Here is a 23019-nt window from a genome sequence, read left to right on the forward strand (position 1 = left end):
AAAACTGCGTCCGATTATGCGGAAAACCGTGGCGCGCCAATGAAAACACGGGCCGAAGCCCGTGTCATGCAGATCAGAAAATCAGGCCAGCTTGCCGTGGCACTGCTTGTACTTCTTGCCGCTGCCGCAGGGGCATGGGTCGTTGCGCGACACGCGCAGGCCTTCGGGCAAGGGCAGCTCCTGGCCGCCGGCGGCCTGGCGCTGCTCCTGCGTGGTCTCCACTTCGCCGGTTTCGGTGGGCGCCGTGTAGGTCACGTTGGCGATGCTCTCGGCGCGACTTTCCATGTCCTGTGCGGCCTGGTCCAGCTGGGCCTGCGACTGCACCTGCACGGTCATCAGCACCTTGGTGACTTCGTTCTTGACCTGATCGATGAGCTGGCGGAACAGCTCGAAGGCCTCGCGCTTGTATTCCTGCTTGGGTTGCTTCTGGGCATAGCCGCGCAGGTGGATGCCCTGGCGCAGGTAGTCCAGCGAGCTCAGGTGGTCGCGCCAGTTGGAGTCGAAGTTCTGCAGCAGCACCACGCGTTCGAACTGCGTGAAGTTGTCGCGGCCGACCTGCTCCACCTTGGCGTCGAACGCGGCCTGCGCCGCCTGCACCACCTTCTCCAGGATCTCGTCATCGGTGATGGCGCTCGATGCCTCGACGATGGCCTTGAGGTCGATGTCGACCTGCCACTCGTCGGCCAGCACCTTCTGCAGGGTGGGGACGTCCCACTGCTCTTCCACCGACTCGGCGGGCACGTACTGGCGCACCAGGTCGGTCATGCAGTCGTCGCGCATGGCGGCAATCACGTCCGACAGCTCGGAGGCATCGAGGATGTCGTTGCGCTGCTGGTAGATCACCTTGCGCTGGTCGTTGGCCACGTCGTCGTACTCCAGCAATTGCTTGCGGATGTCGAAGTTGCGGGCCTCCACCTTGCGCTGGGCCGATTCGATGCTGCGGGTCACGATGCCCGCCTCGATGGCCTCGCCATCGGGCATCTTCAGGCGGTCCATGATGGCCTTGACGCGGTCGCCCGCAAAGATGCGCATCAACGAATCGTCAAGGCTCAGGTAAAAGCGCGAGGAGCCGGGGTCGCCCTGGCGGCCCGAACGGCCACGCAGCTGGTTGTCGATGCGGCGCGACTCGTGGCGTTCGGTGGCGATGATGCGCAGGCCGCCCAGGGCCTTGATCTTCTCGTGGTCCACGGACCAGTCGGCGCGCACCTGGGCAATCTGTGCCTCGCGTCCCGCCGCGTCCAGCGCCTCGTCGGCTTCGACAGCAGCGATCAGCTTCTCGATGTTGCCGCCCAGCACGATGTCGGTACCGCGGCCGGCCATGTTGGTGGCGATGGTGATCATGCCGGCACGCCCGGCCTGGGCCACGATGTCGGCCTCACGGGCATGCTGCTTGGCGTTGAGCACCTGGTGCGGCAGACCTTCCTTGTTGAGCAGCTGATCGATGATCTCGGAGTTCTCGATCGAGGTCGTGCCTACCAGCACCGGCTGGCCACGCTCGTGGCATTCGCGGATGTCCTTGATGGCGGCTTCGTACTTCTCGCGCGTGGTCTTGTAAACGCGGTCGAGCTGGTCGTCGCGGCGGCTGGGGCGGTTCGGCGGGATCACCGTGGTTTCCAGGCCGTAGATTTCCTGGAACTCGTAGGCTTCGGTGTCGGCCGTGCCGGTCATGCCGGCCAGCTTGCCGTACAGGCGGAAATAGTTCTGGAAAGTGATCGAGGCCAGCGTCTGGTTCTCGGCCTGGATGTTCACCCCTTCCTTGGCTTCCACGGCCTGGTGCAGGCCTTCGCTCCAGCGGCGGCCCGACATCAGGCGGCCGGTGAACTCGTCCACGATCACGATCTCGCCGTTCTGCACCACGTAGTGCTGGTCGCGGTGGTACAGGTGGTTGGCACGCAGCGCAGCGTACAGATGGTGCATCAACGTGATGTTGGCCGGGTCGTAGACCGATGCGCCCTCGGCGATCAGGCCATGGCTGGCCAGGATGCGCTCGGCGCTTTCATGGCCCTGCTCGGTCAGGAACACCTGGTGGGTCTTCTCGTCGAGCGTGAAGTCGCCCGGCTTGGTCACGCCCTCGCCGGTGCGGGGATCGGCCTCGCCTTCCTGGCGAATCAGAAGCGGCACCACCTTGTTCATGGCGATGTACATGGCCGTGTGGTCTTCGGCCTGGCCGCTGATGATCAGGGGCGTGCGCGCCTCGTCGATCAGGATCGAGTCCACCTCGTCGACGATCGCGAAGTTCAGGCCCTGCTGCACGCGGTCCGCGGCCTCGTAGACCATGTTGTCGCGCAGGTAGTCGAAGCCGTATTCGTTGTTCGTGCCGTAGGTGATGTCGGCGCGGTAGGCGGCCTGCTTTTCCTCGCGCGGCATGTTGGGCAGGTTGATGCCCACCGAGAGACCCAGGAAGTTGTACAGCCGGCCCATCCACTGAGCATCGCGGTTGGCCAGATAGTCGTTCACGGTCACCACGTGCACGCCCTTGTCGGACAGCGCATTCAGGTATACCGGCAGTGTGGCGGTCAGGGTCTTGCCCTCGCCCGTGCGCATTTCGGCGATCTTGCCGAAGTGCAGGGCCATGCCGCCCAGCAGCTGCACGTCGAAGTGGCGCATCTTCATGATGCGCTTGGAGCCTTCGCGCACCACCGCAAACGCCTCGGGCAGGATGTCGTCTAGCGACTCGCCCTTGGCCACCCGGTCCTTGAACTCCTGCGTCTTGGCGCGAAGCGCCTCGTCCGTCAGCTTCTCGTAGTCGGGCTCCATCGCATTGATGCGGGAGACCGTCTTGCGGTACTGCTTGAGAAGCCGGTCATTGCGGCTGCCGAATAGTTTGGTAAGGAAGTTGGTGGCCATGCGAACAGGACCGCCCCACCCGCTGCAATCAGCGCGCGAAGCGACCGAAACCCCTAAGATGAATTGAGATCAGGTGGGTCCGTCGCCCGGTATTGCAAGGACTGCACTACCGTGGGCTGCGAACGCCGGACCCGCGATTTTACCTGCCTGCAGCAGGGCTGCCGGAAGCTGCCACCAGGCCCGGCTTTTGCGCCCCAGTGCCCTGGCCTCCCGCCACCGCGCTGCCCGCGCTGAGAAACTTCTGCGGGTCCTGGAAAACCCCTTGCACCAGCACTTCAAAGTGCAGGTGCGGGCCCGTGGAACGCCCGGTGGTGCCCACCTCGGCGATCTTCTGCCCGCGCTTGACGATGTCCCCTTGCTTCACCAGGGTACGCGAGGCGTGTGCGTAACGCGTCACCAACTGGTTGCCGTGGTCCACCTCGATCATGTTGCCATAGGCTGGATGGTATTCCTGCGTCACGACCACGCCGCCCGCGGCCGCCAGGATGGCCGTACCGGTATCGGCCTGGAAGTCGAGCCCTGTGTGCAGCGCCGATTGGCCCGTGATCGGATCGATGCGCCAGCCGAACGACGACCCGGGCAGCTTGCCCGCCACGGGCGCATGCGTGGGGACCATCTTCTTGCGGATGTGCTGGTCGAACAGGCGCGACTCCATCACCGTCATCAGGTCCACCCGCTGGTTGGTCAGGCGCTCCAGGTCATTGAGCGTGGCCTGCAGCTCTTCCATGCTCAGGTTGTGGGCACTCACCAACGCGCCGCCGCGCCCGTCGCTGCGCAGTTCCGTCGCAGGCATGCCCGCCAGGCCCAGCACACGTTCGCCCAGGGATTCGAGCTGCACCATGCGCGCCTGCATCTCACCCACGCGCTTGGCCATCGCATCGAGGTTGGCGCGCATGAAACGGTCGCGCTCGGCGAATTCGTCCTTCACCACCAGGCGCACCAGCGCGCCGAAGACCGGCCAGCCTTCGCGCGCGCCCTTGAGAAAGACCCAGTGGTACAGGCCGGCGGCCGTGACCATAAGTCCGAGGGAAAGAACCAGGCCCGCCAGCAGAAGGCGAACCCCGGAAAGGTGAATGGCGCGGCTGCGCGCCAAACGGGCGTCCGTGATAATCAGGTGCACTACGACATCTCCACGCCCACCGGCGCATCCCCATGACCCGCCGCCACCACGCCGTCACCCTGCAGCAAGCCAGCGAGGAATCCCCCACGCTGCACATGCTCACCGCATTGACACGCGACTCCAGCGAACGGCTCAAGGCCATTGAATTGTTGTTACCCGCCGGCCTGCGCCAGTCCGTCCAGGCTGGCCCCATCGATGGGAACACCTGGTGCCTGCTGGTCAAGAGCAATGCCGCCGCGGCCAAGATCCGTCAACTGCTGCCTGCACTGCAGGCGCACTTGCGCAGCCGGGGGTGGGAGGTTAACTCCATTCGGCTGAAAGTTCAAACCTGAAAAACAGGCCCAAAGACAGTTACTTGCTTGTCAAAAAGCTGCCAAATGGATATGGCAGGCGGTCCACGGCGTGAAAACGCAGCACGCGACTCCACACAACATGCGGGCAATCGCATGCCCGACGGCGGAAGAAGAAGGGGAGAGGGAGAGAAAAGATGGTGCCGGTTGTCGGAATCGAACTGACGACCTACCGCTTACAAGGCGGGTGCTCTACCAACTGAGCTAAACCGGCGAAGGCTGGATTTTATCCTGCAAAAACAGCCCGAAAAATGAACCAGGGGGTGTCCCGCGCTATTTCACCCGCTTGAGCGCAGGGCGACTGCCGCCACCCGAGGGCGACGGACGCGGCGGATGGCCATCCCCGCCATCGGAAGCAGGGGATTCGCCCGGCACCAGGTGCACCACCCGGTCGTCCACGGGCGATGCCGATACCGGCGTTGGCGCGGCCACCGGCACCTGGGACAGTTCGGCGGGCGCGGACGCCGGTGCCGACAGACCCTGTGGCGGGGCGCCACCCACCAGGTTGTCCACCGGCGGCGGAAACGCCATGCCCTGCCCGTTCTCGCGTGCATAGATCGCGATCACCCGGCCCACAGGCACCAGGATCTCGCGCGGCTTGCCGCCGAAACGGGCCTTGAACTCGATGAAATCGTTGCCCAGTTGCAGCGCGCTGGTGGCGTCGTAGCTGATGTTGAGCACGATCTCGCCATCGTTCACATACTCGCGCGGCACCTGCACGGAATCGTCCACCCGCACCGCCACATAGGGCGTGAGCCCGTTGTCCGTGCACCATTCGTACAGGGCGCGGATCAGGTAGGGGCGTGTGGACGTGGATTCCGTGGCATTCATGGGCTAAGGGCAGGCGTTCAGGGACGGACGATGGCGCACGCGCATTACTTGCGCATGACCTTTTCGGAAGGCGTCAGCGCTTCGATGTAGGCAGGGCGCGAGAAGATGCGCTCGGCGTACTTGAGCAGCGGGGCCGCATTCTTGCTCAGGTCGATGCCATAGTAGTCCAGGCGCCACAGCAGCGGGGCAATGGCCACATCCAGCATGGAGAAGTTGTCGCCCAGCATGTACTTGTTCTTGAGGAACACGGGTGCCAGCTGCGTCAGGCGGTCGCGGATATGGGCACGTGCCTTTTCCAGCGCCTTTTCATTGCCCTTGGTCGCACGCGACTCCAGGATGTTCACGTGCACGAACAGCTCCTTCTCGAAGTTGAGCAGGAACAGGCGCACACGGGCGCGGTCCACCGGGTCGCCGGGCATCAGCTGCGGGTGCGGGAAGCGCTCGTCGATGTACTCGTTGATGATGTTCGACTCGTACAGGATCAGGTCGCGCTCGACCAGGATGGGCACCTGGCCGTAGGGGTTCATCACGCTGATGTCTTCGGGCTTGTTGTACAGGTCCACATCGCGGATTTCGAAGTCCATGCCCTTCTCGAACAGGACGAAGCGGCAGCGGTGGGAGAAGGGACAGGTCGTTCCCGAGTAAAGCACCATCATGGTGTGAGGCTCCTAAAAATCAAAAGAGTGGGAGCCAAAAGCGCCCACTCCGTAAAGACCCCGCCCCACCCCCGCAAGGGGGCGCGGCATATGGATCTGGCGTGTTACTTGACGTCTTTCCAGAACGCTGCGTTGAGTCTCCAGGCAATGACCGTGAACACACCCAGGAAGATCAGCACCCAGACACCGACGCGGATGCGGGTGTTCTGCGCGGGCTCACCCATCCATTGCAGGTAGTTCACGAGATCGCCGATATTCTGTTCGAACTGCAAAGGCGTCACCGTTCCAGGGGTCACCTGCTGCCAGCCCTTGAAGACCTGGGTCTTGTGGCCGTGGCTTTCATGCTCTTCGAACACCGGGCGGCGATCGCCCTGCATCTCCCACAGCACGTGCGGCATGCCCACGCTGGGGAAGGCCAGGTTGTTCCAGCCCGTGGCCTTGGTCTCGTCGCGGTAGAAGGTGCGCAGGAAGGTGTACAGGTAGTCTGCGCCCGTGCCGCCATGGCCCGCACGCGAACGCGCGATCACGGTCAGGTCGGGCGGGTTGGCGCCAAACCATTCCTTGGCTTGCTTGGGATCGATGGACGCCTTCATGGTCTCGCCGACCTTGTCGGTTGCGAACAGCAGGTTGTCCTTGATTTCCTGCTCTGTCAGACCGATGTCGCGCAAGCGGTTGTAGCGCATGAACGCTGCCGAGTGGCAGCTCAGGCAGTAGTTGACGAAGATTTTGGCGCCGTTCTGCAGCGAAGCCAGGTCGTTCGTCTTGTTGGGCGCCTTGTCCCAGGCAATGCCGCCTTCGGCGGCCTGCACGCCCGAAACAATGCCCAGGGCTGCGATCAGCGTGAGGATGAGTTTCTTCATTGTTCTTGTCTCCCGCTCAGTGCGCGGCAAAGGTCACACGGTCAGGCACCGGCTTGGGCGTGCCCAGACGGCTCCACCAGGGCATCAGGATGAAGAAGCCGAAGTAGAACAGCGTACCCACCTGCGAGACGCGCTCGCCGATCGGCGACGGTGGCTGCACACCCAGGTAACCCAGGATCAGGAAGTTGATCACGAAGATGCCGTACAGGTACTTGTGCCAGTCGGGACGGTAGCGGATCGACTTGACCGGGCTGTAGTCCAGCCACGGCAGGAAGAACAGGATGATCACGGCACCACCCATCACCACCACGCCCCAGAACTTGGCGTCGATGGCCAGCATCAGCGCGGCGACCACCAGGGCGGCGACCACGGCGCCGGCCTTGATGAAGCTGGGCAGCTTGAGCTTGACCGAGGCCAGCACGGCACCACCCACCACGCACAGGATCAGCGCATACATCATCTCGCTGGTGATGGCGCGCAGCATCGAGTAGAACGGCGTGAAGTACCAGACTGGCGCAATGTGCGCAGGCGTCTTCAGCGGGTCGGCCGGGATGAAGTTGTTGTATTCGAGGAAGTAGCCGCCGAACTCGGGGGCGAAGAAGATCACCGCCGTGAAGGCCATCAGGAACACGCAGACACCGAAGATGTCGTGCACCGTGTAGTAGGGGTGGAAGGGCACGCCGTCCAAAGGCTTGCCTTTGGCATCCTTGGGCGCCTTGGGGCCCTTGATTTCCACGCCATCGGGGTTGTTCGAGCCCACGTCGTGCAGCGCCAGCAAGTGGGCGACCACCAGGCCCAGCAGCACCAGCGGCACGGCGATCACGTGGAAGCTGAAGAAGCGGTTCAGCGTCGCATCGCCCACCACGTAGTCACCGCGGATCAAGAGGGCCAGGTCCGGACCGATGAAGGGAATCGCAGCGAACAGGTTCACGATCACCTGGGCGCCCCAGTACGACATCTGGCCCCAGGGCAGCAGGTAGCCCATGAAGGCCTCGGCCATCAGGCACAGGAAGATCGCGCAGCCGAACACCCACACCAGCTCGCGCGGCTTGCGGTAGCTGCCGTAGATGAGCCCGCGGAACATGTGCAGGTAGACCACCACGAAGAAGGCCGAGGCCCCCGTGGAGTGCATGTAGCGGATCAACCAGCCCCAGGGCACATCGCGCATGATGTACTCGACCGATTCGAAGGCCTTGGCCGCGTCGGGCTTGTAGTGCATCACCAGGAAGATGCCGGTGACGATCTGGATCACCAGCACCAGCAGCGACAGCGAGCCGAAGATGTACCAGAAGTTGAAGTTCTTCGGAGCGTAGTACTCCGACATGTGCACGCGGTAGGCGTCGAAGGCCGTCGGGAACCGGTTCTCGAACCAGTTGGTGGTCTTCGCCGCTATCGAGGCGTTGGGGGAGATTTCCTTGAATTCGTGGGCCATGTTCTTGTATCCCTCAAGCCTTGTCTTCACCGATCAGGAGGCGGGTCTCCGACAGGTACATGTGGGGCGGCACTTCCAGGTTGTCCGGGGCAGGCTTGTTCTTGAACACACGGCCTGCCATGTCGAAGGTGGAGCCGTGGCAGGGGCACAGGAACCCGCCCTTCCAGTCGTCAGGCAGCGAGGCCTGCGCGCCGGTCTGGAACTTGTCCGACGGCGAGCACCCCAGGTGCGAGCAGATGCCCACCGCCACGAGGATCTCGGGCTTGATGGAACGCGCTTCGTTGCGGGCGTATTCGGGGGTCAGTTCCGAAGGCTTGCGCTCGGACTTGGGATCCGCCAGCTGGCCATCGAGCTTGGGCAGCTCGGCGAGTTGCTCCGGCGTGCGCTTGACGATCCAGACGGGCTTGCCGCGCCACTCCACGGTGACTTTTTCTCCAGGCTTGAGCGCGGAGATATCCACCTCGACGGCCGCACCTGCAGCCTTGGCCCGCTCGGAAGGCTGGAAGGTACTCACGAAAGGAACGGCGGTTGCCACGCCGCCCACCGCACCAGCACAGCCGGACGCAATCAGCCACGTCCGCTTGCTGGAGTCGATTGGGGTGTCACTCATGGGGATCCTCGATGTACATCGCTATTGGGGTCAACCGCGAATTGTAGCGGAGTGAAAAGGGTCATTGCAGGCGGACACTCCGCCTTGACAGGGGGCAGACCTGGGCAATACTCGCCTTCTTGTCTATTATCAAGAGGGGTTATCCATGGGCATTGCACAAGAGTTCCGGGAATTTGCCGTCAAGGGCAACGTGATCGATCTGGCCGTGGGCGTCATCATCGGCGGGGCCTTCGGAAAGATCGTGGATTCGGTCGTGTCCGACCTGATCCTGCCCGTGGTGGGGCTGGTGTTCGGCAAGCTCGACTTCTCCAACCTGTTCGTCGTGCTGGGCAATGTGCCGGCCGGCACCGCCATGACGCTCGATGCCCTCAAGAAGGCCGGCGTGCCGGTGTTCGCCTATGGCAATTTCATCACCGTGGCAGTGAACTTCATCATCCTCGCCTTCATCATCTTCATGATGATCAAGCAGATCAACCGCTTGAAGCGCGAAACCCCACCGGCACCTGCAGCACCGGTCGCCCCTCCTGAAGACATCGTGCTGCTGCGCGAGATCCGCGACAGCCTGAAAAAATAAGCACCCCCTGAGTCGCTTCGCGCCTTCACCCCTCTCTCGACTCGCTGCGCGAGTCGGGAGGGGGACGCCCCCAGTGCACGCAAGCGTAGCGCCGCATCCACGGCTTGGCGGCCCTTGCACGGGGGCACTGGCTTGGGGCGCGCCAGTTTCCAGGAGGCTGCGCTAAGCCGACAACTTGCGGGCCATGCGCACGGCCTCCACCAGACTGGAGGCGTCTGCGATGCCCTGCCCCGCAATGTCGAAGGCCGTGCCGTGGTCCGGGCTGGTGCGCACGAGCGGCAGGCCCAGCGTCACGTTCACGCCCTTGTCCACGCCGAGGTACTTCACGGGGATCAGGCCCTGGTCGTGGTACATGGCCACCACCACGTCGAACTCGCCGGGGTGGCCGGGCGCGTGGCGTGCGCGCATGAACACCGTGTCGGGCGCGAACGGCCCCTGCACGTCCATGCCCTGCGCCCTGGCTGCCGCGATGGCCGGGGCGATGGTCTCCACCTCCTCCTGGCCGAACAGGCCGCCCTCCCCCGCGTGCGGGTTGAGCCCCGCCACGGCGATGCGCGGCGCGCGGCCCAGGGTGCGCAGCAGGGCGGCATGGGTGATCTGCAACGTCTGCGCCAGGTTGGCGGGTGTCACGGCCTCGATGGCGTCGCGCAGCGATATGTGGATGCTGACGAGCACCGTGCGCAGCTCGTCGCTGGCCAGCATCATGCGCACCGGCATGGCGGCCAAGGGCACGCCCTGGTGCTTCGCCGCCTCGGCCTGCAGCAGCTCGGTATGGCCTGGAAAGGCCACGCCAGCGGCCGACAGCGCCTCCTTGTGCAGCGGTGCCGTGACCAGCGCCGCCACCTCGCCGCGCAGCGCGGCCCGCGCCGCCCAGACCACGCATTCGGCCGCTGCGCGGCCGGCCTCGGCACCGATGCGGCCCCAGGGCTGCGGCCCGGGGAGCCCCGGCAATGGCAGCACTGGCACGCAGCGCAGGGGCACCTGCAGGGCCTGTGCCGGCGCCTCGATCAGCGCCACCGGCAGCGAAGGCATGCCGGGGCGCTCGATGCACTGCGCCGCCCGGCGCAGTGTGGCCACGTCGCCCACCACAAAGCAGCCGCGCAGATCGTCGGGCGCATCGCGGAAGGCCTTGGCAATGATTTCGGGGCCTATGCCGGCCGGATCCCCCTGGGTAATGGCAATGGCAGTGCTCATGCGGGGTTGTCCACCTCGATGAAGACATGCTCCACACCCGCCTGCTGCGCCACATGCGCAGCCACCGCCGGGGCGCCATAGCGCTCCGTTGCGTGGTGGCCGGCCGCGATGAAGCACACACCCGTCTCGCGCGCCAGGTGGGCCTGGGGTTCGGAGATTTCCCCGGTGATGAAGGCATCGGCCCCGGCGGCAATGGCCGGCTCGAAGTAGCCCTGTGCCCCGCCCGTGCACCAGGCCACGCGGCGAATCGGTCGGCGCAGGGCCGCCTCGGGCTGCACCAGCGTCACCGTTCGCCCCAGTGCTGCGGTGACATGGTCGGCCAGCGCCTGGCCATCGGCAAAATCCGCGTCCGCGGCACAAGCCAGGTCCTGCTCGCCAAAACGCGCATCGGCCGCCAGGCCCAACACACGACCGAGCTGCGCGTTGTTGCCCAGCTCGGGGTGGGCATCGAGCGGCAGGTGGTAGGCAAACAGGTTGATGTCATGCGCCAGCAGCAGTTGCAGGCGCTGCTTCATCCAGCCCACCACGCGGCCGTCCTGCCCGCGCCAGAACAGGCCGTGGTGCACGAAGATCGCGTCGGCCCGCTGGGCAATCGCTGCCTCGATCAGCGCTCGGCTGGCCGTCACGCCGCTCACGATGCGGGTGATGGTCTCCTTGCCCTCGACCTGCAGGCCGTTCGGGCCGTAGTCCTTGAAACGCGCGGGTTGCAGCAGCGCATCGAACGCCTGCAGAAGTTGGTGCCGGGAAATGCTCATGCGCCCATTGTCGCGCGGGTGCGGCACCACCCCCTCGCCCCCCAGCGGCATGCATGGAGGACAATGCGGTCATTCCCGCGCCGCGCGCGCCCGTCCTCCCGATGTTTTCCCCGTCCAACCCATGAAGCGACTCTGGCTGCTGTTTTCCCAAACCGTGACGGTGCTCGTCGCGGCCTATTTCGTCGTGGCCACCCTGCAGCCCGGCTGGCTGGGGCGCGGCACGGTGCGCTCGGGCGCCGGCATCGCGCTGATCGAGGCACCCGCCAACACCTCCGCCGCAGGCCAGCCACCGGCCGCCGGCAGCTTCAGCGCCGCTGCGCGCAAGGCCGCGCCGGCCGTGGTGAGCATCAACACCAGCAAGGCCGTGCGCCACCCGCGCAGCAACGACCCGTGGTTCCAGTTCTTCTTCGGCGACCAGGGCAACAACCAGCAGCAGCAACAGCAGGCGGGCCTGGGCAGTGGCGTCATCATCAGCCCCGAGGGCTACATCCTCACCAACAACCACGTGGTGGAAGGCGCCGACGAGATCGAGGTCACGCTCACCGACAGCCGGCGCGCCCGGGCGCGCGTGATCGGCACCGACCCCGAGACCGACCTGGCCATCCTCAAGATCGAGCTCGACAAGCTGCCCGTGATCGTGCTGGGCAACTCGGACACCCTGGACGTGGGCGACCAGGTGCTGGCCATCGGCAACCCTTTCGGCGTGGGCCAGACGGTGACCAGCGGCATCGTCAGCGCCCTGGGCCGTACCCAGCTCGGGATCAACACCTTCGAGAACTTCATCCAGACGGACGCAGCCATCAACCCCGGCAACTCCGGCGGCGCCCTCGTGGACGTCAACGGCAACCTGCTGGGCATCAACACCGCCATCTACTCGCGCTCGGGCGGCAGCATGGGCATCGGCTTTGCCATCCCGGTATCCACGGCACGCCTGGTGCTTGACGGCATCGTCAAGGACGGCCAGGTCACGCGCGGCTGGATCGGCGTGGAGCCCAACGAGCTCTCGCCCGAACTGGCCGAGACCTTCGGCGTGAAGGCCTCCGAAGGCGTCATCATCACTGGCGTGCTGCAGGACGGCCCCGCGGCCCAGGCCGGCATGCGCCCGGGCGACGTGATCGTGAAGGTGGACGGCAAGAACGTGGGCAATGTCTCCGAACTGCTCACGGCCGTGGCGGCCCTGAAGCCCGGCACGGCGGCCCCGTTCAACGTCAGGCGCGCCGACGCCCTGGTGGAGTTGAACATCACCCCAGGCCTGCGCCCCCGACCGCAGCGCAATGTCAAGAGGTGAGCCCTCCCGGAGCGCTTCGAGCCATCCTTCCAAGGTAAGCGAAGCACCACATCCAGCCTGCGGGCACCCATGAAAAAAGCAACTGGCGCTCCTGGCGGCAGTTGCTTTTTTTGCTCCGCCCCGTCGCGGGACGGGCGCCCCTCGGTCAGGTCAGGAGGAAGAGGACGACGAGGCCGTGCTCTCGGCGTCTTCCGGCGCCTTGGTGTGCTTGATGAAGATCTGCGCGGCCCAGATGCCCACCTCGTAGAGGATGCACATGGGCACGGCCAGCGCGAGCTGGGAGACCACGTCCGGCGGCGTCACGACGGCCGCGACGACGAAAGCACCGACGACGAAGTAGCCGCGAAAGCTCTTGAGCTTTTCCACGCTGACGATGTTCATGCGTGCCAGCACCACCACGGCGATAGGAACCTCGAAAGCCATGCCGAAGGCCAGGAACATCGAGAGCACGAAGCTCAGGTAGGCCTCGATGTCTGGCGCAGCCGTGATGCTCTTGGGCGCGAAGCTCTGGATGAACGCAAACACCTGCCCGAACACGAAGTAATAGCAAAACGCCACGCCGATGAAGAACAGCAGCGTGCTGGAAACCACCAGCGGCAACACCAGTTTCTTCTCATGCGAATACAGGCCCGGCGCCACGAAGGCCCAGACCTGCCACAGCACGACGGGCAGCGCCAGCAGGAAGGCCGACATCAGCAGGATCTTGAGCGGCACCATGAACGGCGAGATCACCGAGGTGGCGATCAGCGTGGCGCCCTTGGGCAGGTGGGCCACCAGCGGGGCCGCCAGGAAGTCATAGAGCGCGCCAGGACCGGGAAAGAAGAACAGGATCGCCGCCGCAATGGCGATGGCGATGATGGCCTTGACCAGCCGGTCGCGCAGCTCCATCAGGTGCTGCACGAACGGCTGCTCGGTGCCGGCCAGTTCGTCTTCTTTGGGGGGAGTTTCGGACATGTTGGATTTTCAGGGGCGTGGGGGCCGCCCATGCAGCGCGCACCGGGTGCTGCGCGGCATCGTCAATGGAATTTCTGGGGCCGGTAGCGGGCAACGCGTGCCGCGCCGGACTGTGCCTTGGTGCGCACGCCGCTGCGCGACTTGTACCACTGGGGCGTGGCTCCGCGCTTGAGACGCCAGTTCTTGCCCGGGTGCTTGTAGGCCGGCACCACCACCGAAGTCTCGAAGGGCTCGGCAGCCGTCATGTCCGTCGCCGCGGCCCAGTCCTTCTCGAACTCGCTGGCGCCGGTCTGGATGGACTGCTGCACGTCGCGTGCGGCACCTTCCACCGTGTCCTTCATCTTGCGCAGCTCGTCGAGCTCCATGGACCGGTTGACCTCGGACTTGACGTCGGCCACGTAGCGCTGCGCCTTGCCCAGCAAGGTGCCCACCGTACGCGCCACGCGCGGCAGCTTCTCGGGGCCGATGACGATCAACGCCACGGCGCCGATCAGCGCCATCTTGGACAGGCCAATATCAATCATGAAGCAGGTGTCCGCTCAGCGGTCAGCTCTTTTGCTTGGCTTCGACGTCGATGGTGGTCTTGTCGGTCGCCTGGCTGGCAGTGACCTGGCCAGCGGGAGGATTGACCGCACCGCTCTCGGCCGTGGAACCGTCCTTCATGCCGTCCTTGAAGCCCTTGACGGCGCCCCCGAGGTCGGAGCCCATGTTCTTGAGCTTCTTGGTGCCGAACACCATGACGACGATCAGCAGCACGATCAGCCAGTGCCAGATGGAAAAAGAGCCCATGGAATATCTCCTAACGTATTGCAATCATTTTAGACCCCGGCAGTGACCGGAGTTCAGGCCCCCTGTTGCGAAACAGGGGTCTATCGGGTCGAAACGTCAGCTGGGGTCAGCCTTTGAGCCACGGGCGGGGGCCACCCATCACGTGGATATGCAGATGGTGGATTTCCTGCCCGCCTTCAAGCCCCGTGTTTACCACGATGCGAAAACCGCCATCCGGGTAGGGGTTGCAGCCCTGCTCCAGGGCCAGCTTGGGTGCCAGCGCCATCATGCGCCCCAGCACACCGGCATGCTCTTCGGTGACCTGGGCCATCGAAGGGATATGTGCCTTGGGGACCATCAGGAAGTGCACCGGTGCCCAGGGATGGATGTCATGGAAGACGAACATGTCATCGTCTTCATGGACCTTCTTCGAAGGAATCTGGCCCGCGATGATTTTGCAGAAAAGGCAGTTCGGATCGTGCATGGTGGAAAAGGGAGGACGAAATCTGGCTGCACGAAGGCAGGTTCACGCATTGTCTGCGATCTTGATGCTCGGCCGCACTCCCACGTCCCGGCGGTGCGCCTTCATCCAGTCCTTGCCCGCCCGGCGCCCGAGCTCGAACAGCTGGCGCACGAAGGCCGTGTCCGCACGCACCTTGCTGTCGGCGCCAAAAGGGGCCAGCACCGCCCCCCCGTCAATGCGGTGCATCAGCACGTTCTTGTAGCGGCGCGCATCGAGCTTGCCCTCGGCCAGCAGCCGGCGCACGAACTCGATGGCGCGCAACTCGGCCAGCAGGCTGGCGTTGAAGGTCACCTCGTTCATGCGCTCCATGATCTCGTGCGCGTTGTCGGGCACGGAGAGGTGCTCGATGGGGTTGATCTGCACCAGCAGGATGTCCGACGCCTCGGTCTGGTAGATCAGCGGGTGCAGCGCCGGGTTGCCCGAGTAACCACCGTCCCAGTAGTGCTCGCCATCGATCTCCACGGCCTTGAACACCATGGGCAGGCAGGCCGAAGCCATCACGGCGTCGGCGCTCAGGCGCGGACCCGCAAAGATCTCGCCGCGCCCGGTGCGCACATTGGTCGCACACACGAATACCTGGGGCACCACGCTTTCGATGCTGGCGCGCGCTGAACACAGCAGGCCGAAATCGACCTCGCGCTCGAGCAACTGGCGCAGCGGATTGAAGCCCAGGGGGTTGGTCTGGTAGGGCGAGAACCACTGGGCCATCATGCCCATCAGCGGATTGGCCGCCGACAGCGGCGTGCCCCAGGTCAGGCTGCCCAGGGAACCCACGCCCTCCCACAGCCGGGTGAGCGACTCGCGCGCCAGGGCACAGCCCGCGGCGTGGGCCTCCAGCGGATCCTTGTGGATTTCGACGGCCCGGGCAAAGCCATGGGCAAGGGCCACGGCATTCATGGCCCCCGCGCTGGTGCCGCTGATGCCCTCGAACTGCCATCGCCCGTCTTCGAGCAGGGCGTCGAGCACGCCCCAGGTCAGCGCACCATGCGAGCCCCCGCCCTGCAGCGCCAGGTTCAGGCGCCGCGGCGCGTGGGGTTCAGGCATCCACCGCCTGGTTCTTGCTCATCGCCAGCATGCCGCGCACGATGCGGTACAGGAACCACAGCGAGATGATGCCCCAGGCGATCCAGCCGGGGATGAAGAACAGCAGCCACAGCGGCGCGGTCACCGCGTACAGCACGCCCGCCCAGATCACCGAACGGATGCGCCAGGAGAAATGGTTCTCCTGCCAGGTGCCCTGGGCGTCACCGCGCTTGACCAGGTCGAGCACCAGGGCGATGACCAGCAGCAGCGCGCTGGCCTGCGTGCCCGGCAGCACGGCGCCCAGCGCCACGATCAGGTGCAGCGCATAGCTGACCCAGCCGATGTTCTTGAGGCTTTCGGCCTTCTGGTCATTGGTTCGCACGTCGATGATGTCGCTCATGGGGATCCTTCCTCGTGGGCTGCACGCGCAACGGCCTTGCGCAGGGCTTTCTCCTCGATGCCGCTGGTGCCTTCGCGGCGCTCGAGCTCGTTGACCACGTCGGCCGGCGACAGGCCATAGTGGGCCAGCGCGATCATGGAATGGAACCACAGGTCGGCCACCTCGTAGACCAGCTTGCTGGCGTCCGCGCCATGGTCCACGTCCTTGGCGGCCATCACCACCTCGGTGGCCTCCTCGCCGATCTTCTTGAGGAAGGCATCGGGCCCCTTGTGCAGCAGGCGCGAGACATAGCTTTTCTCGGGGTCGCCGCCGTTGGCGGGCTTGCGGCTTTCGATGACGGCCGCCAGGCGTGCCAGGGAATCGTTGGAACTCATGGTCTTACTTGTAGATGGATTCGGGGTCTTTCAAGACCGGATCGACGGCTTTCCATGCGCCGTCCCTGAGCACGCTGAAGAAACAGCTGTGGCGGCCCGTGTGGCAGGCGATGCCGGGCTCATGGCCCAGCTGGGTCACCTTGAGCAACACCACGTCGTTGTCGCAGTCCAGGCGGATCTCGTGCACCGTCTGCACGTGGCCGGACTCCTCGCCCTTGAACCACAGCTTGCCGCGCGAGCGGCTGAAATACACGGCGCGGCCGAGTTCGGCGGTCTTTTCCAGCGCCTCGCGGTTCATCCACGCAAACATCAGCACGTCGCCCGTGCCCTGCTCCTGCGCGATCACGGGCACCAGGCCCTGCGCATCCCATTTCACTTCGTTGAGCCAGTTCATGGCCCGGATTGTCGGCGATTTGAATGACCGACCCCGGGCATGGCATTGCCAGCGCCCCAAAAGGCAAAAGGCCCGGGCCCCGCCTGCACGGGACAGGCGGGGCCCGGGCCGGGCGGCACAACACCCTTCAGCGCAGGTTCAGGACATTGGAGTAGCGCCCCGCGCGCAGCATCTCATAGAGCGCGGCCAGGGAATTCACCCCCAGGCCATACCCCAGGTAGAGTTGGCTGCCCGCCAGGGAGCTCAGGTCCATGCCGTTGATGTCCAGGACCGGGGCCGACACCGGCAGAGCCCCCGTGTACAAGGCAGCCATGGCGGGCACGAAACTGACCGTTGCGCCATCGAGCATGAGCAGGCGGCCATCGGACAGCAGCAGGGCCACGAAGATGGCGCCAGGCTGGCCCGCATGGGAGGCAGGCAGGGTGACACCGGCCTTGGCCGTGAGATTGTTCAGCGGACCGCTCTGGGCCGTGCTGAAGGCCGGCTCGGTGCCGGGTGCCGGCGTGCCGGTGCCCGGGTTCGTGCCGCCCGGATTGCCGACGTTGCCCGGGTTTGCGCTGTTGTCCACGCCGGCGTTGAGCGCAATGCGCGTGGGCGTGCTCACGATCCCGTTGGCAGTGGTCACCCCGTTGCCCAGCACGCCGCCGTCGGTACGACCCCAGGTGTAGACCGTGCCATCGGGCATGAGCGCTGCGGCGGCAAACGCACCCGTGAAGACATACGACACCGGGCCCGGCAGGCCCTGCACCCGCACCGGGCCCGCCTTGGCGTTGGCCGGCACCGAATCCCACTTGGTGGACACCGTGGTGCCGTCCCCCAGCAGGCCTCGCTCCCCCTGGCCGCAGGCGAACACGGCGCCGGCGCCGTCCACGAACAGCGCAGCACCACCGCCCGCGGCGATCTGGCGCAGGTTGGACAGGTTCTTGATGGTGTAGGGCTGGGCCGCCGTCTGCGCGCTCTCCTGGCCGCAGGTCAGCATGCCGCTATTGGTGTCGCCCCAGGCCAGCGCCTGGCCATTCTTGATGCCGTAGTACAGGCCGGCGGCATTGCCCGTGGCGGTCGCGTCGATGAACGACAGCCCGACGGGCTTGAGGGCCGTCACCCCCAGCGGATCGGTGGCGGCGGTGACGGCCTGCAGCGGGTTGTCACGGCTGCTGTTGCTGCCCCAGCCGATCAGGCTGCCGTCCTGGCGGCGGCCAATCATCTGCGTTCCCGTCACGGCCAGCTGCACGATGCCGGTGGCACCGGCCACCGGCAGCGGCTGGCCCCGCTGCTGCGGGCCTCCCGGGCCCAGTCCCAGGTTGCCATAGCCGCTGTCATAGCCCCAGGCCCAGATCTGGCCATTGCTGTCCGTGGCGTAGAGCGAGTAACCGTTGGTCGCGGCCAGCACCGATACGATGCCCGAGAGACCCGGTACCTGGACGGGCTCGTAGCGGAACTGACCGCCCGAGGTATTGGCGCCGATCAGCCCGTCCGAGACATTGCCCCAGACCCACACGCTGCCATCGCGCTTCACGGCCGCGGACAACTGCCCCCCGGCGGTCAAGGCGACCACCTCGTTGCCCAGCGATGCGATCTTGGCGGGCGCAGGGTTGCTGCGGTCGGCCTGTCCACGGCCCAGTTGCCCAGAGTCGCCGCGTCCCCAGGAGGTGACGCTGCCATCCGCATTGAGCAGCAGCATGTGGTAATCGCCGATGACGACATGCGGAATGGCCGCCATCGCCGGGCAGGCCAGCCCGGCCAGGGCACCGGCCAGCACGAGGGCCCGGCGCAAGAACCGGTTCAAGGAATCAGACATGGAGCAACTCCTGCGAGCAGTGAAGGTGCATGGATTCTTCCGCCACCTGCCGTATCCGTCTGTCCCTCGAACACGGGACAAAACGGTTCATGTGCAAGCAGCTGTGACAGCAGGCCCCGCGTATCATGAAACGCACCGCCGAGCTTCCAAGGCCCGCCCACCCATGTCCGCTTTGCTCTCCGTGCTCGTGATCGAGGACGACCCGCTCTTCAGGCAGCGCCTGTGCGACAGCATTGCCGCCGCGCCCGACCTGCGCCTGGTGGGCGCCGCCGGTGACGCCGCCTCGGGCCTGGCCCTGCTGGCCCGGCACCAGCCCCAGGTGCTGCTGCTGGACCTGGGCCTGCCCGACCTCAACGGCATCGAGGTGATCGCGCGCAGCGCGGACGTCGCGCCCCATTGCGAGGTGGTGGTGGTCACCGTGTTCGGCGACGAGGCCCATGTCATGCAGGCGCTGGCGGCCGGCGCCACGGGCTATGTTCTCAAGGACACGCCGGCCCTGGACCTGGCCGAGATGGTGCGCGCCGTGCACGCGGGCGGCAGCCCCATCAGCCCCGTCATCGCGCGCCGCCTGCTGACCCGGCTGGCCCCCGCGGGCCCCTCGCGCCAGCGTGCGCAGGCCGGCCCGCCGGACACCGCGGTGAGCGAAGCCGATGCGGGCCTGCTCAGCGAGCGCGAATGCGAGATGCTCGGCATGGCCGCCAAGGGCTACAGCTACCGCGAGATCGCACAGATGATGGGCGTGACCCAGCAGACCGTGCTCACCTACGTCAAGCGCAGCTACCGCAAGCTGCAGGTGCACTCCCGGTCGGAAGCGGTCTACGAAGCCCGCAAGCGCGGGCTGATGGGCGACTGAAGGCCCTGGCACTGTGATGCCCGTGGCGCGCGCCCCCCGCACCAGACCGGCACACCCCGGCCTGCCCTGGTTGGTGGCCGCCAGCCTGGTCCTGGCGGCGATGCTGGCACCGGCCCGCACGGCCGCAACCGGCGTCCCCGAGACCACCGACTCCCTGGTGGTCACACGCGTGGAGCGCTGGACCCCGGCACCGGGGACCGAGCCCTCCATCGGCCCGCCGGCGGATGCCGCGCAAGGCGCCTGGCAGCCGGTCGAGCTGCCGCAGGCGGTGCGCCGCGACCCGACCACGCGGGCCGCCGTCAACCTGCCCCTGCCCACCGTCTGGTACCGCACCGCATGCCCGGCACCCGTCGCGCAGGAAACCCTGGCCCTGTACCTGCCGCGTGTCAACGGCGGCCCCCTGCAGGTCTGGCTGCGCACCGGGCAAGGCACGCGGCAGCTGCTGGACAACAGCCCGGCCTGGCCCTCGCAGTGGAACCAGCCCATCCTGCTGCGCCTGCCCAGCGCCGCCTCCCAGCCGGGCGGCAGTTGCCGGCTGTTCCTCGCGCTGCCGCCGCGCGCCGACGGCAGCTATGCCCTGAGCCGCCTGTGGATGGGGCCGGAGCCCGAGGTCCAGGGCCTGTGGTCGGCACGCCAGCGCTGGGTCGTCACCGTGCCCCTGGCGGCCAGCACCACGCTGGTCATGCTGGGGCTGTTCTCGCTGGCCTTCTGGTGGCGCCGACGACAGGACACCGCCTATCTGTACTTCGGGCTCGCGTCGCTGGCCTGGTGGTTCCGCAACCTGCACTACGGCATCGAGCTGCCGCAGAACCTCGACGCCCTGCGCTGGTTCTGGTGGGCCACCGATGCCTCGATGACCTGGGTCATGCTGCTGGTCTACCTGTTCTCGCTGCGCTTTGCGACGCGCAGCTTCCCCTTTGTGGAGCGCCTGCTGCTGGGCTTTGCACTCCTGGTCTCGGCCGTGTCGATGCCGGTGCTGCCCTGGGCGCTGGACACGCCGCTGCTGCTGCATGCCGCCAATACGCTGGTGGCGATGGGCGTGACCCTGCTCATCGCCTGGTCGGCCTGGCGCGGTAGCCGCGAACTGCGCGTGCTGGCACTGGCGCTGTGCATCTGCCTGGGCCTGGGCGTGCACGACCTGGCGCTGCTGCAGCTGCGCATCCCGCCCGAAAGCCTGTACCTGATGCCCTACGCCATGGTGCTGGTGCTGGGCGCCTTTCTGTACGCCGTGAACCGCCGCTACATCGGTGCGCTGGAGCATGCCGAGGGCGCGGCCCAGGTACTGCAGGACCGGCTGGCCGAACAGCAGCGCGCGCTGGAGGCCAATTTCGCCCTGCTGGCCGAGGTGGAGAACGAGCGCGTGCGCCTGACGGAGCGCCAGCGGCTCACGCGCGACATGCACGATGGCCTGGGCGCGATGCTGGTGTCATCGCTGGGCCAGATCGAGCAGGGCCGACTGTCGCAGGGCGAGATGGCCCAGGTGCTGCGCGAATGCCTGGAAGACCTGCGCCTGACCATCGATTCGATGGAGCCCATCGACCAGGACCTGACCACCCTGCTGGCCACTTTGCGCCAGCGCGTGGGCCACCGCCTGGCGCAGGGCGGCATCGCCCTGCACTGGCACATGGACGACCTGCCGCCGCTGCCCTGGCTGGACGCCCCCGCCGCGCTGCACTTGCTGCGCATCGTGCAGGAGGCGCTGGCCAACGTGGTCAAGCACTCCGGGGCAGCCAACGTCACGCTGTCGGCCACGCTGGATGCGGGGCCGGGGGTGTGCGTGCAGATCGAGGACGACGGGCGCGGGCTGCAGGCCCGGCCGGATGGGCACCAGGGCCGCGGGCTGGGCCACATCGAGGAGCGCGCACGGCAACTGGGCGGCCATGCGCGGATCGTGCTGGGGGCCGGGGGCGGTACGGTGGTGCAGCTGTGGCTACCGCTGCAGGGCCCACCCCCTGCGTTGGACGGGTTCAGGCATTCGCACTGGCCTGCGCCCTGACCGTTCAGGGCCTCAGGGCTTGGCTACAGTCAGGAAGACCCGCTTGCGGTCCCAGTTCTTGCGCCCCAGGTACTTGATGGCCATGGCGTAGCGCCCTGGGGGCAGGAAGTCTTGCGTCAGAGTGTCCTGCTGCGTGACCACGGGCTGGCCATTGACGCGCACATCCTGGCGCGCCACCAGCTCGGGTTCGCTGTCCAGGTCCTGACCATCGAGGGCATAGACCGTGACATCGGGCTCTTCCTTTTCTTCGCCCACGTGGGGCAGGCCCATGGCGCTGGGACGCGTGAGCACGTCCAGGGCCACCTTGCCATCCACCGGCTCGCGCACGATCCAGTAGACCTCGCGCACGTTCTCGTTGAGTTCGGCCAGCAAGGCCTTGAGCTTCTCGAACTCGGCCTTGTCGGCGATCACCTCGACAGCCTTGCCACCGATGGTCGCATCAAAGCAGCGGCCGATGCGGTCCACGCAGGGCAGGCGGTCAAAGTAGCCGCGTGCATAGGATGGCGCAGGCACCTGCTGCGCAGCGGCAGGCACGGCCATCGAGCCCAGGCACAAGGCCATGGCGGCAGCGGCCAGCGCCCTCACAGCCGCACCGGGATGCCGCGCCCCGCCATGTGCCGCTTGGACTGGCCCACGGTGTATTCGCCGTAGTGGAAGATGCTGGCGGCCAGCACCGCATCGGCACCGCCGATCTGGATGCCGTCGGCCAGGTGGTCCAGGTTGCCCACACCGCCCGAGGCGATCACGGGCACGCTGACCGCATCGCTCACGGCGCGCGTGAGCGCCAGGTCGAAGCCGGCCTTGGTGCCGTCGCGGTCCATGCTGGTCAGCAGGATCTCGCCCGCGCCGCGGCGCGCCATCTCGGTGGCCCAGGCCACGGCATCCAGGCCCGTGTTCTTGCGCCCGCCATGGCTGTAGACGTCCCAGCCAGCGCCCACGGGCCGGCCGTCGGCACCGGTGCGCTGCGCGTCCTCGTCGGAGCGGCGCTTGGCATCGATGGCCACCACGATGCACTGCGCGCCGTACTTGGCCGACACCGCATCGATCACCTCGGGGTTGGCGATCGCGGCCGAATTGAAGCTGGTCTTGTCGGCGCCCGCATTGAGCAGGCGGCGCACATCCTCGACCGTGCGCACGCCGCCACCCACGGTGAGCGGGATGAACACCTGGCTGGCCACGGCCTCGATGATGGGCAGGATCAGGTCGCGGCCATCGCTGGTGGCGGTGATGTCGAGGAAGGTCAGTTCGTCGGCGCCCTGCGCGTTGTAGCGCGCGGCGATCTCGACGGGGTCGCCCGCATCGCGCAGCTCGACGAAATTGACGCCCTTGACCACGCGGCCTCCGGTCACGTCCAGGCAGGGGATGATGCGTTTGGCAAGCATGTCAGAGGTCCAATGGGGCGGCGCTGCCACCCCGGGG

Annotated in this window: 25 protein-coding genes and 1 tRNA gene; 5 read left to right on the plus strand and 21 right to left on the minus strand. The window is 66.4% G+C overall.

Annotation, left to right across the window (positions count from 1 at the left end):
* Positions 1-81: 81 nt before the first annotated feature.
* Both secA and AC07PF_RS00850 read right to left on the minus strand, forming a co-directional pair.
* Complete coding sequence (gene secA, locus AC07PF_RS00845; protein WP_007854521.1) at positions 82-2847, minus strand: preprotein translocase subunit SecA; 2766 nt, start codon at positions 2845-2847, stop codon at positions 82-84.
* Between the two features lie 139 nt (positions 2848-2986).
* Entirely contained in the window at positions 2987-3967 is a 981-nt protein-coding gene (locus AC07PF_RS00850; RefSeq protein ID WP_035203453.1) for a M23 family metallopeptidase, read from the minus strand.
* A gap of 32 nt (positions 3968-3999) precedes the next feature.
* Between AC07PF_RS00850 and AC07PF_RS00855 the strand changes: the two genes are divergently transcribed.
* The gene (locus tag AC07PF_RS00855) at positions 4000-4299 is read left to right on the plus strand and encodes a hypothetical protein (protein ID WP_007854517.1); all 300 of its coding nucleotides are present in this window, start codon (positions 4000-4002) and stop codon (positions 4297-4299) included.
* Between the two features lie 156 nt (positions 4300-4455).
* On the opposite strand, the gene AC07PF_RS00860 is transcribed toward AC07PF_RS00855, so the two are convergent.
* The 6 genes from AC07PF_RS00860 to petA all read right to left on the minus strand — a co-directional run bounded on the left by AC07PF_RS00860 (position 4456) and on the right by petA (position 8706).
* Positions 4456-4531: transfer RNA gene (locus AC07PF_RS00860), tRNA-Thr, on the minus strand.
* A gap of 59 nt (positions 4532-4590) precedes the next feature.
* Positions 4591-5148, minus strand: a complete 558-nt coding sequence (locus tag AC07PF_RS00865) for a ClpXP protease specificity-enhancing factor (protein WP_007854515.1) — start codon at positions 5146-5148, stop codon at positions 4591-4593.
* 44 nt (positions 5149-5192) lie between these two features.
* On the minus strand, positions 5193-5804 hold the full coding sequence (locus AC07PF_RS00870; RefSeq protein WP_007854512.1) for a glutathione S-transferase N-terminal domain-containing protein: 612 nt from the start codon (positions 5802-5804) through the stop codon (positions 5193-5195).
* A 104-nt stretch (positions 5805-5908) separates the two neighbouring features.
* Complete coding sequence (locus AC07PF_RS00875; protein WP_007854505.1) at positions 5909-6664, minus strand: cytochrome c1; 756 nt, start codon at positions 6662-6664, stop codon at positions 5909-5911.
* 16 nt (positions 6665-6680) lie between these two features.
* Positions 6681-8096 carry a cytochrome b gene (locus tag AC07PF_RS00880; RefSeq protein ID WP_494610552.1) on the minus strand — a complete coding sequence of 472 codons (1416 nt, stop codon included), beginning with the start codon at positions 8094-8096 and terminating at the stop codon, positions 6681-6683.
* Between the two features lie 13 nt (positions 8097-8109).
* Positions 8110-8706 carry a ubiquinol-cytochrome c reductase iron-sulfur subunit gene (petA, locus tag AC07PF_RS00885; protein ID WP_007854498.1) on the minus strand — a complete coding sequence of 199 codons (597 nt, stop codon included), beginning with the start codon at positions 8704-8706 and terminating at the stop codon, positions 8110-8112.
* A 145-nt stretch (positions 8707-8851) separates the two neighbouring features.
* Here petA and mscL point away from each other — a divergent pair, with 145 nt between their 5' ends.
* On the plus strand, positions 8852-9280 hold the full coding sequence (gene mscL / locus AC07PF_RS00890; protein ID WP_007854489.1) for a large conductance mechanosensitive channel protein MscL: 429 nt from the start codon (positions 8852-8854) through the stop codon (positions 9278-9280).
* Positions 9281-9442: 162 nt separating this feature from the next.
* On the opposite strand, the gene pdxA is transcribed toward mscL, so the two are convergent.
* Both pdxA and AC07PF_RS00900 read right to left on the minus strand, forming a co-directional pair.
* Positions 9443-10474: a 4-hydroxythreonine-4-phosphate dehydrogenase PdxA gene (gene pdxA / locus AC07PF_RS00895; protein ID WP_007855717.1), complete on the minus strand. Its 1032-nt coding sequence runs from the start codon at positions 10472-10474 to the stop codon at positions 9443-9445.
* Entirely contained in the window at positions 10471-11229 is a 759-nt protein-coding gene (locus tag AC07PF_RS00900; RefSeq protein ID WP_081497336.1) for a Nif3-like dinuclear metal center hexameric protein, read from the minus strand. The genes pdxA and AC07PF_RS00900 overlap by 4 nt, the downstream gene beginning before the upstream one ends.
* 121 nt (positions 11230-11350) lie before the next feature.
* On the opposite strand from AC07PF_RS00900, the gene AC07PF_RS00905 reads away from it, so the two are divergent.
* Entirely contained in the window at positions 11351-12517 is a 1167-nt protein-coding gene (locus tag AC07PF_RS00905; RefSeq protein ID WP_007855723.1) for a S1C family serine protease, read from the plus strand.
* A gap of 150 nt (positions 12518-12667) precedes the next feature.
* Here AC07PF_RS00905 and tatC read toward each other — a convergent pair whose 3' ends face one another.
* The 9 genes from tatC to AC07PF_RS00950 all read right to left on the minus strand — a co-directional run bounded on the left by tatC (position 12668) and on the right by AC07PF_RS00950 (position 18751).
* Positions 12668-13471 carry a twin-arginine translocase subunit TatC gene (tatC, locus tag AC07PF_RS00910; RefSeq protein ID WP_494610553.1) on the minus strand — a complete coding sequence of 268 codons (804 nt, stop codon included), beginning with the start codon at positions 13469-13471 and terminating at the stop codon, positions 12668-12670.
* Positions 13472-13533: 62 nt separating this feature from the next.
* Entirely contained in the window at positions 13534-13995 is a 462-nt protein-coding gene (gene tatB, locus AC07PF_RS00915; RefSeq protein ID WP_007855725.1) for a Sec-independent protein translocase protein TatB, read from the minus strand.
* 22 nt (positions 13996-14017) lie between these two features.
* On the minus strand, positions 14018-14260 hold the full coding sequence (tatA, locus tag AC07PF_RS00920) for a Sec-independent protein translocase subunit TatA (protein ID WP_007855727.1): 243 nt from the start codon (positions 14258-14260) through the stop codon (positions 14018-14020).
* 106 nt (positions 14261-14366) lie between these two features.
* Positions 14367-14723: a histidine triad nucleotide-binding protein gene (locus AC07PF_RS00925; protein ID WP_007855728.1), complete on the minus strand. Its 357-nt coding sequence runs from the start codon at positions 14721-14723 to the stop codon at positions 14367-14369.
* A 42-nt stretch (positions 14724-14765) separates the two neighbouring features.
* Positions 14766-15806: a patatin-like phospholipase family protein gene (locus tag AC07PF_RS00930; protein ID WP_494610554.1), complete on the minus strand. Its 1041-nt coding sequence runs from the start codon at positions 15804-15806 to the stop codon at positions 14766-14768.
* Positions 15799-16185, minus strand: coding sequence for a DUF4870 family protein (locus AC07PF_RS00935; protein ID WP_007855730.1), 387 nt, complete (start codon positions 16183-16185; stop codon positions 15799-15801). Before AC07PF_RS00935 ends, AC07PF_RS00930 begins: the two co-directional genes overlap by 8 nt.
* Positions 16182-16559 carry a phosphoribosyl-ATP diphosphatase gene (locus AC07PF_RS00940; RefSeq protein ID WP_007855731.1) on the minus strand — a complete coding sequence of 126 codons (378 nt, stop codon included), beginning with the start codon at positions 16557-16559 and terminating at the stop codon, positions 16182-16184. The genes AC07PF_RS00935 and AC07PF_RS00940 overlap by 4 nt, the downstream gene beginning before the upstream one ends.
* Positions 16560-16563: 4 nt before the next feature.
* The gene (hisI, locus tag AC07PF_RS00945; protein ID WP_186457775.1) at positions 16564-16962 is read right to left on the minus strand and encodes a phosphoribosyl-AMP cyclohydrolase; all 399 of its coding nucleotides are present in this window, start codon (positions 16960-16962) and stop codon (positions 16564-16566) included.
* Between the two features lie 118 nt (positions 16963-17080).
* Positions 17081-18751 (minus strand): RCC1 domain-containing protein, encoded by a 1671-nt coding sequence (locus AC07PF_RS00950; RefSeq protein ID WP_007855733.1) that lies wholly within the window; start codon positions 18749-18751, stop codon positions 17081-17083.
* A gap of 163 nt (positions 18752-18914) precedes the next feature.
* Here AC07PF_RS00950 and AC07PF_RS00955 point away from each other — a divergent pair, with 163 nt between their 5' ends.
* Positions 18915-19604 carry a response regulator gene (locus AC07PF_RS00955; protein WP_007855734.1) on the plus strand — a complete coding sequence of 230 codons (690 nt, stop codon included), beginning with the start codon at positions 18915-18917 and terminating at the stop codon, positions 19602-19604.
* A gap of 16 nt (positions 19605-19620) precedes the next feature.
* Positions 19621-21600, plus strand: coding sequence for a sensor histidine kinase (locus AC07PF_RS00960; RefSeq protein ID WP_494610555.1), 1980 nt, complete (start codon positions 19621-19623; stop codon positions 21598-21600).
* A gap of 12 nt (positions 21601-21612) precedes the next feature.
* Here the strand turns inward: AC07PF_RS00960 and AC07PF_RS00965 are convergent, their stop codons facing one another.
* Together AC07PF_RS00965 and hisF are read right to left on the minus strand one after the other, a co-directional pair.
* Positions 21613-22161, minus strand: a complete 549-nt coding sequence (locus AC07PF_RS00965) for a hypothetical protein (protein ID WP_007855737.1) — start codon at positions 22159-22161, stop codon at positions 21613-21615.
* Positions 22162-22181: 20 nt separating this feature from the next.
* Positions 22182-22982, minus strand: a complete 801-nt coding sequence (gene hisF, locus AC07PF_RS00970) for an imidazole glycerol phosphate synthase subunit HisF (RefSeq protein WP_494610556.1) — start codon at positions 22980-22982, stop codon at positions 22182-22184.
* Between the last annotated feature and the right edge of the window lie 37 nt (positions 22983-23019).

Source organism: Acidovorax sp. GW821-FHT10A04, assembly GCF_059415825.1.

Coding starts and splice junctions, on each gene's coding strand:
- secA (WP_007854521.1), bottom strand. CDS start 2,847: ATGGCCACCAACTTCCTTACCAAACTATTCGGCAGCCGCAATGACCGG.
- AC07PF_RS00855 (WP_007854517.1), top strand. CDS start 4,000: ATGACCCGCCGCCACCACGCCGTCACCCTGCAGCAAGCCAGCGAGGAA.
- AC07PF_RS00865 (WP_007854515.1), bottom strand. CDS start 5,148: ATGAATGCCACGGAATCCACGTCCACACGCCCCTACCTGATCCGCGCC.
- AC07PF_RS00870 (WP_007854512.1), bottom strand. CDS start 5,804: ATGATGGTGCTTTACTCGGGAACGACCTGTCCCTTCTCCCACCGCTGC.
- AC07PF_RS00875 (WP_007854505.1), bottom strand. CDS start 6,664: ATGAAGAAACTCATCCTCACGCTGATCGCAGCCCTGGGCATTGTTTCG.
- AC07PF_RS00880 (WP_494610552.1), bottom strand. CDS start 8,096: ATGGCCCACGAATTCAAGGAAATCTCCCCCAACGCCTCGATAGCGGCG.
- petA (WP_007854498.1), bottom strand. CDS start 8,706: ATGAGTGACACCCCAATCGACTCCAGCAAGCGGACGTGGCTGATTGCG.
- mscL (WP_007854489.1), top strand. CDS start 8,852: ATGGGCATTGCACAAGAGTTCCGGGAATTTGCCGTCAAGGGCAACGTG.
- pdxA (WP_007855717.1), bottom strand. CDS start 10,474: ATGAGCACTGCCATTGCCATTACCCAGGGGGATCCGGCCGGCATAGGC.
- AC07PF_RS00900 (WP_081497336.1), bottom strand. CDS start 11,229: ATGAGCATTTCCCGGCACCAACTTCTGCAGGCGTTCGATGCGCTGCTG.
- AC07PF_RS00905 (WP_007855723.1), top strand. CDS start 11,351: ATGAAGCGACTCTGGCTGCTGTTTTCCCAAACCGTGACGGTGCTCGTC.
- tatC (WP_494610553.1), bottom strand. CDS start 13,471: ATGTCCGAAACTCCCCCCAAAGAAGACGAACTGGCCGGCACCGAGCAG.
- tatB (WP_007855725.1), bottom strand. CDS start 13,995: ATGATTGATATTGGCCTGTCCAAGATGGCGCTGATCGGCGCCGTGGCG.
- tatA (WP_007855727.1), bottom strand. CDS start 14,260: ATGGGCTCTTTTTCCATCTGGCACTGGCTGATCGTGCTGCTGATCGTC.
- AC07PF_RS00925 (WP_007855728.1), bottom strand. CDS start 14,723: ATGCACGATCCGAACTGCCTTTTCTGCAAAATCATCGCGGGCCAGATT.
- AC07PF_RS00930 (WP_494610554.1), bottom strand. CDS start 15,806: ATGCCTGAACCCCACGCGCCGCGGCGCCTGAACCTGGCGCTGCAGGGC.
- AC07PF_RS00935 (WP_007855730.1), bottom strand. CDS start 16,185: ATGAGCGACATCATCGACGTGCGAACCAATGACCAGAAGGCCGAAAGC.
- AC07PF_RS00940 (WP_007855731.1), bottom strand. CDS start 16,559: ATGAGTTCCAACGATTCCCTGGCACGCCTGGCGGCCGTCATCGAAAGC.
- AC07PF_RS00950 (WP_007855733.1), bottom strand. CDS start 18,751: ATGTCTGATTCCTTGAACCGGTTCTTGCGCCGGGCCCTCGTGCTGGCC.
- AC07PF_RS00955 (WP_007855734.1), top strand. CDS start 18,915: ATGTCCGCTTTGCTCTCCGTGCTCGTGATCGAGGACGACCCGCTCTTC.
- AC07PF_RS00960 (WP_494610555.1), top strand. CDS start 19,621: ATGCCCGTGGCGCGCGCCCCCCGCACCAGACCGGCACACCCCGGCCTG.
- AC07PF_RS00965 (WP_007855737.1), bottom strand. CDS start 22,161: ATGGCCTTGTGCCTGGGCTCGATGGCCGTGCCTGCCGCTGCGCAGCAG.
- hisF (WP_494610556.1), bottom strand. CDS start 22,982: ATGCTTGCCAAACGCATCATCCCCTGCCTGGACGTGACCGGAGGCCGC.